The organism is Methylobacterium sp. WL69, from assembly GCF_008039485.1.
In the GTDB taxonomy this organism is placed as follows: domain Bacteria; phylum Pseudomonadota; class Alphaproteobacteria; order Rhizobiales; family Beijerinckiaceae; genus Methylobacterium.
Genome location: NZ_VRUZ01000149.1, coordinates 1 through 6,674 on the forward strand (window position 1 = coordinate 1; position 6,674 = coordinate 6,674).

Annotated in this window: 3 protein-coding genes; all 3 read right to left on the bottom strand. The window is 74.2% G+C overall.

Going from position 1 to position 6,674, the window contains the following annotated elements; genetic code table 11:
* Positions 1 to 1,966, bottom strand: a 1,966-nt coding sequence (locus FV218_RS22930) for an AAA family ATPase (protein WP_187273137.1), incomplete at its 3' end; no start/stop codon positions are given.
* 110 nt (positions 1,967 to 2,076) lie between these two features.
* Positions 2,077 to 4,851, bottom strand: coding sequence for a PAS domain S-box protein (locus FV218_RS21575; RefSeq protein ID WP_147711503.1), 2,775 nt, complete (start codon positions 4,849 to 4,851; stop codon positions 2,077 to 2,079).
* 233 nt (positions 4,852 to 5,084) lie between these two features.
* On the bottom strand, positions 5,085 to 6,350 hold the full coding sequence (locus tag FV218_RS21580; protein WP_147711504.1) for an exonuclease SbcCD subunit D: 1,266 nt from the start codon (positions 6,348 to 6,350) through the stop codon (positions 5,085 to 5,087).
* Positions 6,351 to 6,674 lie beyond the last annotated feature (324 nt).

Here is a 6,674-nt window from a genome sequence, read left to right on the forward strand (position 1 = left end):
GGGCGGCGCCGGCCTCGGCGAGGGCCGCGTCGAGTTCGGTGCGCCGGGCGCGCAACGCCTCGGCCTGCCGGCCCAGGGCATCGTCCGCGTCGGCGTGCGGATGCGCGGTGCCGCCGCAGACCGGGCAGGGCTCGCCCGGGACGAGGAGGCTGCGCAGATGGGCCGCCCGCTCGGACACGCTCGCCTCGGCGCGCTCGGCCATGGCGGCGACTTCCCGGCGCGCGCCCATGGCTTCGGCCTCGCGTCGCTGGGCGGAGGCCGCGTCCGCGTCCGCCGCGGCCAGGGCTTCCCGTGCGGCCACGGCCTCGGCGTCGGCCGTGGCCGCCGCGAGACGGGCCTCGGCGTGGCGCCGGACCAGGGGCAGGGCCTCGCGCAGGGGCTCGGAGAACCGGTCGAGGGCCGCCGCCCGCGTGCGCGCCGCCGCCTCGCCGAGGGCTTCGAGGGCGGTCATGCGCTCCAGGCGTTGGGCCAGCGTCCGCGCGCGCGCATCCCGCGCCTCGCGGACCCGCACGTCCGCCTCGGCGATCATGCCGGTTCCGCGGGCCGCATCGGTCCGCGCCCGCTCCCGCTCCCCGGTGACGGCGGCGAGGTCCGACCGGAGGGTGGCGCGCTGGCCGAACAGGGCCGCGACCTCGTCGGCCCGGCCCGCGAGGTAAGCGCCGCCCCGATCCGCCTCGTGCCGGGCCGACGCCTCCGCACGGGCGGCCTCGGCCGCGTCGTGACGCCTCCGCAGATCGCTCAGATGGGCTTCGGCGGCCTCGGCCCCGTCGGCGGCGGCCTTCGCCTCGGCCTCGGACCGTTCGGCCTCGCGGTGGGCTTCGCCGATGACGCTGTCGAGGTTGGCCGCCTCGGTCCAGACCGGTCCGAAGGCCTTGAACGCGACCTCGGCGGCCTCGTCCTGCACCCGGGCCTGGCGCTGGGCCTCCGCCGTCAGTTCGGCACGGGGCTCGGCCTCGGCGAGGCTCGCCCGCGCCGCCGCGCGGGCGAGGTCGGCTGCCTCGACCTCGCTCCGGGTTGCGGCGACGGCATCGCAGGCCCCGCGCAGGGGCTCGACGGCATCGAGTTCGGTGAGGCGCAGGCGTTCCGCCCCGGCCGCCGCCGCGATGGCCTCGGCCTCGGCGAGGCGGGCTTCGGCGATGGTCACCTGGACGCGGGCCGCGGCGAGGCGTGCGGCGCCGTCGAGGGCACCCTGCAGGCTGGCCTGATGCGCCGACAGGCCGGCGAGGGCCTCGGTGATCGCGGTGCGCTCGGCCAGGATTTCCGCCCGCGCCTCGGCGTCGAGGAGGCCGACGGCGTCGCGGCGGGTTTCCAGAACCCTGAGGGCGGCGCGCTCGGCCTCGGTGCCGGCATGGACCCGCTTCGAGATCTCCGTGTAGATGCCCGTGCCGGTGATCTTCTCGAGGAGCTCCCCCCGCTCGCCCTCGGCCGCGAGCAGGAAAGCGTCGAATTCGCCCTGCGCCAGGAGCACGGTGCGGCGGAACTGCTCGAAGGTGAGGTCCGTCAGCGCTTCGACGGCGGCCGTCACGGCGGTCTTCTTGCCGCCCTCCACGGCGCTGCCGTCATCCAGGCGGTGCAGGGTGCGCCGGTCGGCTTGGAGGCGCCCGTCCGCCTTGCCGCGGGCGCGGAGGGTCTCCCACCGCACCCGGTAGGCGACGCCGTCCTGGCCGACGAAATCCACCTCGGCCCAGCCCTGTGCCGCCCCGCGCCGCAGGATGGCCCGCCCGTCGCTCGAACTGACGACCTCGCCGCTCGGGTCCGGCGTATCCTCCCGCCGCCCGGCGCTGACGCGGGGATAGCGCCCGTAGAGGGCGAGGCACAGGGCATCGAGGATGGTCGATTTGCCCGCCCCGGTCTCGCCCGTGATGGCGAAGATGCCCGTGGCGGCGATGGGCCCGGCCGCGAGATCGACTTCGAAGGGGGCCGCGAGGCTCGCGAGGTTCTCGCCCCGGATCGCGAGGATACGCAAACGCTGTCACCTGAAACGCGGAAGGACGGCTCCTTTACTACGGCGCCGCGCGCCGCCTGTCCCGCCCGACGGGGCCGGCAGGTGAGGATAACCGCGACACGCTCAGCCGGTCACCCGTCCGCCTGGAACGCCGCCAGGGGGGCGGTGATGCCGCAGGTGACGCCGGTGCTTGGGTAGGCGAGCGCGATGGTGCCGCCGACCTGACCGGCGAGACCCCGCTCGATGAAGCGCGAGCCGAAGCCCTTGCGGGCCGGTGGCGTCACGGTGGGGCCGCCGATCTCCTGCCAGGAGAAGGTGAGGTGGTCTGCGTCGTCCGCGTTCTCCACCGACCAGCGGATCGCCACATGGCCGGCCTCGCGGGAGAGGGCGCCGTACTTGGCCGCATTGGTGGCGAGTTCGTGCAGCATCAGGGCGAGGGACAGGGCGGGCTTCGCGCCGATCTCGAGGTCGGGGCCCTCGAGGCGGAAGCGCCCGGGCCGGTCCTCGTGCAGCTTCAGGGCGCCGCGGACCACGGGGCCGATGAGGGTCGAGCCGAGCGCCCCGCCCATGAGGAGGTCGTGGGCCTGTCCGAGCGCGATGAGGCGGCCGGCCAGGACCTCCTTGGCCGTGTCCACGTCGGCGGCCGAGCGCATGGTCTGGGTCGCGATGGACTGCACCATCGCGAGCAGGTTCTTCATCCGGTGGCTGAGCTCGCGGTTGAGGAGCTCCTGCGCCTCTTCCGCGCGCAGGCGCGCCAGTGCGACGCGGGTCCGGTCGACGATGTTGCGGGCGAAATCGACGAGGTCCGGGGTCCAGGCCCGGACCCGGTCGTCCTGCAGGCAGAACACCGCCACCATGCGCCCGCGCTCCATCAGCGGGATGTTGATCATGCTGCGGACGCCGAGGTCGCGGAAGACGTCCGTGTGGCCCGCCGTGCGCGGGTCCTTCGTCACGTCCGGGATGACGACGTCCCGGCCGACCTGCAGGTCGCGGAGGTACGTGCCGTAATCGGAAAAGCGGTACCGTCCCGCCCGCCCGGCGACGCCCGGCCGGCTCCAGTCGCGGCCGATATCGAGGTATTCCTGGGACGAATCGATGGCCCCGTAGGCGGCCCGGGCGAGGCCGAGGGTCCGGCCGGCGATCTCGGCCGCCGTGAACGCGATGGCGACGGGGTCCTGCAGGTCGCGCAGGCGGTCGCCGAGTTCGACGAGGGCGGATTGGCGCTCCTCGGCGCGCTTGCGCTCGGTGATGTCGATGGAGGCGCCGGGCAGCCGAAGCGGCGTGCCGTCGCCGTCGCGCACGAGACGCCCGCGCGCCAGCAGCCAGCGATGCGAACCGTCCGCCTGGCGGATGCGGTACTCGCAGGCGAAGTCGTCGCCGTCCGTCCCGGCCCCCGCGAGCATCCGGTCCAGTTCCGCCTGGAATGCCGGCAGGTCGTCGGGGTGGAAGTTGCGCACGTAGTCCCCGAGCGGCGCCCCCCGGGCGGCCCGGTCCTCGTCGACGGCGTAGATGCGCGCGAAATTGGCGTCGGCATAGACCGTGTCGGTGGCCAGATCCCAATCCCAGGTTCCGATCATGCCGGCGGCGTTGAGGGCCAGCGCCAGGCGCTCCTCGCTCCGGCGCAGGCGCGCCCCGTCGGCCTTGCGCTCGGTGACGTCGATGACGGTGAGGACGGCACCGCCGACCGCGCCGTCCTCGATGATGGGCGCGTTGGAGGTGACCACGTCGATGGGCGTGCCGTCCCGGCGGAAGAACACCGTCTCGCGGTGGCGCATGGCCGTGCCCGCCTCGAGGGCCCGCACCACCGGGCAGTCCTCGCGGGGGAACGGTCGGCCGTCGGCGTGGTGGTGATGGGCGGTCTCGTGGAGGTTGCGCCCGATCAGGCCGCCCTCCGGCCAGCCGAGCATCGCGGCGGCGGCGGGGTTGGCGAAGGTGATGGTGTCGTCGGCCGAGAGCCGGAACACCGCCTCGCTGAGATGGTCGGTGACGGTCTGGAGCAGGGCTGTCTGCTGGCGCAGGGCCTCGTCGGCCCGGCGCTGGGCGGTGCGGTCGCGCAGGATCTTGACGTAGCCCTCGTGGGCGCCGCCCTCGCCCTTGAGCGGCATCATCTCGCCCATGGCCCAGAAGCGCGAGCCGTCCTTGCGCAGGTGCCAGCGCTCGTCGTTGGCCCGGCCCATTTCGCGGGCCGTGCGCATCTCGCGGGCCGGTGTGTCGCTGGCCCTGTCCTCGGGCACGAAGATGCAGTCGGCCGGTTCGCCCAGCACTTCGACCTCGCTCCAGCCGAGGATGCGCGCCGCCCCGACGTTCCAGCTCGTGACGCGCCCGTCGAGATCCGTGGCGAGGATGCCGTAATCCACGGCGCTCTCGAGGATGGCCGCGTTGCGGCGCTCCCGCGCGCGCCGCTCCTTGAGGGCGCGGCGCAGCTCGAGCTGGGTCATGACCTGGCGGGCCAGGGTCGTCAGGACGAAGGCCTGTTCCGCGTCGAGGGTGCGCGGCCGGGTGTCGAGGACGCACAGGCTGCCGATGGCGACGCCCTCGGCGGTGACGAGGGGCATGCCCGCGTAGAACCGCACGAAGGGGGCGGCGGTGACGAGGGGGTTGTCCGCCGTGCGCGGGTCGCGGGTGGTGTCGGGAACCACGAAGAGGTCGCGCTGGCGCACGGTATGGGCACAGATGGATGCGGCCAGCGGCGGCTCGGGTCCGTCGAAGCCGATGGCGGCCTTGAACCATTGCCGGTCGGCCTCCACGAGGACGATGAGGGAGACCGGCATGCCGAGGGCCAGGGATGCCACTTTGGCGAGGTCGTCGAAGGCAGCTTCCTGGGGGGTGTCGAGGATGTCGTAGTGGGCGAGGGCGTTGCGGCGGGTTTGGGCGTCGCGCGAGACCGTGTCGTCGGACGAACTCATCGCACGTTCATCCGCGGGCGGCAGACCGCCCCCGTACGGGGCATCGCCCACGGACCGGCCCCGCGCGGGATGCTCGGAGCGCGCGAACAAACTTGCATCGGTCACCCCTCGCCGCCCGTCGATGGCGGCTTCCGCCACCCGTTCCTACGCGGGAACGCGGTGCGGGCACTAGCATACGGGGGAGTGTCCTGGATACAAACCGGCGGACGCGTGTCTCACCCGGCGCGCCTGTCTCAGCCCGGGGGCGCCGCGCCTTCCGCCTCGGCCCGGGCGCGGTGGAACACCGCGAGATGTCCGGGGCCGGGCGCTTCGCCGCGGGTGCGGGCGAAGGCGAGGCGGAACAGGTCCTCCGGGTCGCGCTCGGCCAGGCGCACGAGGTTCGGCCCCGCCGTGGCCTGAGTGTCCAGCCCCTCCGGCAGGGGCGCCACCCGCACATCGACGACCCGGACGGGGAAGCCGTCGGCGATCCGGTCGATCTCGGCGCGGTAGCCGGCGCCGAGGCCCTCGCGGGCGAGACGCACCTGCACGAAGGGCCATTCGTCCTGCGCCTGGGTGGCGCGGAGGCCGAGGTCGCGCACGAGGACCGTCAGGTGGTCGCCCAGCTCGCCGAGCCGCATGTCCCCGGAGGCCGGCAGGCGCAGGAAGGGCAGGGGGCGGGGAATGGGGATGAGTTCGATGCGCGTCGGCCCGTCGTCCAGGGTCACGAGGGTGACGGCGTGGGCATAGGGCTGCTCGGCGGCCGAGAGGGGGATCAGCGAGCCGGAGTAGCGCACGGTGTCGCGCCCGACGCGCTGCGCCTTGTGCAGGTGCCCGAGGGCGACGTAGTGCGCCGCCTCCGGAAACACGTCGGCCGGCACGGCATGGTCGCCCCCGACGAGGATGCGCCGCTCGGCCCCTTCCGATTCGAGGCCCCCGGCGACGTGCAGGTGCCCGGTGACCACGAGGGGCAGGCCGGAGAGGTGGGGGCGGGCCGCCGCGAACAGGTGTTCGTAGAGGGTCCGGACGGCGCCGACGATGGGCGAGCCGCCGCCCTCCGTCATCCGCTGCAGCGGGGGCAGGCAGGCCGCCGTGGGATAGGACACGGCGAGCACCTGCGCGGCGATCTCGCCGCCGCGCCGCAGGGGCACGAGGTGATGGCCGAGATCGATGGCGCCGTCGCGGCGGCGCACGTTGCCGACCACGTGGACGCCGATGGCCTCCAGGAGGGCGCGGGGCGCCTCCAGGCGCCCGGCGGCGTCGTGGTTGCCCGCCGTGATGACGATGGTCATGTCCGGGCGCGCCCGGTTCAGGCGCATCAGCACCTCGTAGAACAGGCGCTGGGATTCGCCCGACGGGTTCTGGCTGTCGAACACGTCGCCGGCCACCACCAGGGCATCGATCTCCCGCTCGACGACGATCCGTTCGAGATGGGCGAAGGCGCGGGCATGCTCGCGCACGCGGCCGTAGCCGCGCAGGGTCTGCCCGATATGCCAGTCGCCCGTATGCAGGACGCGGATCACGCACGAACTCCGGGGCGGGCCTCGGCCCGCACGCACGAGGAAGCGGGTTTTTGCCCGCATAATCTCAAGGCAGCGGGCTTCCGCCCGCGTGGTCGAGGGAAGCCTTGTAGCGCCGCCTGCGCACGGATTCGAGGGGCGGCGGGGATGCCGTCCCCACCTCGCCGCAGGTCGATGGCAGGCTCATCGACAGGTGGTCACGGTCTTCACCGTCCAGCCCTCGCCCGGTCGCCAGAGCTTGCGCCGGGTCTGGGCGCAGGCGAGGGGCTCCGGCTCGGCTGAGGTCCAGGCCGTGCTCGGCCCGTCCGGGCGGGCGGGGGCGGTGGG

Excerpts from the sequence above, each read along its gene's own strand:
- FV218_RS21575 (WP_147711503.1), bottom strand. The coding sequence starts at position 4,851 with ATGAGTTCGTCCGACGACACGGTCTCGCGCGACGCCCAAACCCGCCGC.